Consider the following 1092-nt stretch of genomic DNA (forward strand, 5'->3'; position numbering starts at 1 on the left):
TTCTGGCGCGTGTACGTGCCGCAGACGTATCCGGGCGTCGGCGCGGGCGCGCTGCTCGTGTTCATCCTCGCGATCGGCTACTACATCACGCCGGCGCTGCTCGGCGGCCCGAACGACCAGATGGTCAGCTACTACGTCGCCTACTTCACGAACGTGACGATCAACTGGGGGATGGCGTGCGCGCTCGGCGGGCTGCTGCTCGCGGCGACGCTCGTGCTGTACGCGGTGTACGGGCGCTTCACGCGCACCAACGTGAGCCTTGGCTGAGCGCGCCGACAGGGAAGGAGAGGGAATCATGAAACTTGCCAGGCCGCTGTTTGCGCCGCACATGTCGTTCGTCGAGCGCGCGTGGTACGTCGCATTGCGCGTGCTCGTCGTGCTCACGCTGCTGTATCTGATCCTGCCGGTGCTCGCGATCGTGCCGCTGTCGTTCTCGTCGAGCACGTTCCTCGTGTATCCGATTCCGGGGTTCTCGACGCGCTGGTACGAGAACCTGATCGCGTCGGACGAGTGGCGCATGGCCGCGAAGAACAGCTTCATCGTGGCGCCGTCGGCGACGCTCGTCGCGACCGTGCTCGGCACGCTGGCCGCGATCGGGCTGACGAAGGCCGAATTCCGCGGCAAGGGGCTGCTGATGGCGGTGCTGCTCTCGCCGATGATCGTGCCGGTGGTGGTGGTCGGCGTCGGCATGTATCTGTTCTTCGCGCCGCTGGGGCTCGCGAACACGTACACGGGGCTGATCGCGGCGCACGCGGCGCTCGGCGTGCCGTTCGTCGTGACGACGGTAGCCGCGACACTGCAGGGCTTCAACCAGAACCTCGTGCGCGCGAGCCTGTCGCTGGGCGCGAATCCGGTGACGACGTTCTTCCGCGTGACGCTGCCGGTGATTGCGCCGGGCGTGATGTCGGGTGCGCTGTTCGCGTTCGCGACGTCGTTCGACGAAGTGGTCGTCACGCTGTTTCTGGCTGGCGCGGACCAGACGACGCTGCCGCGGCAGATGTTTACCGGCATCCGCGAAAACATCAGCCCGACGATCGCGGCGCTCGCGACGATCCTGATCGTGTTCTCGACGAGCCTGCTGCTCGCGCTCGA

Annotated in this window: 1 protein-coding gene and 1 pseudogene; both read left to right on the forward strand. The window is 66.7% G+C overall.

Annotation, left to right across the window (positions count from 1 at the left end; all coding sequences use genetic code 11):
* Positions 1–267, forward strand: a pseudogene (locus ACSHSS_RS30225) (ABC transporter permease); the annotation flags it as partial.
* A 28-nt stretch (positions 268–295) separates the two neighbouring features.
* The coding region (locus ACSHSS_RS30230; protein ID WP_059783214.1) for an ABC transporter permease at positions 296–1092 on the forward strand (797 nt) is incomplete at its 3' end.

This window comes from Burkholderia sp. BC1 (assembly GCF_052683555.1).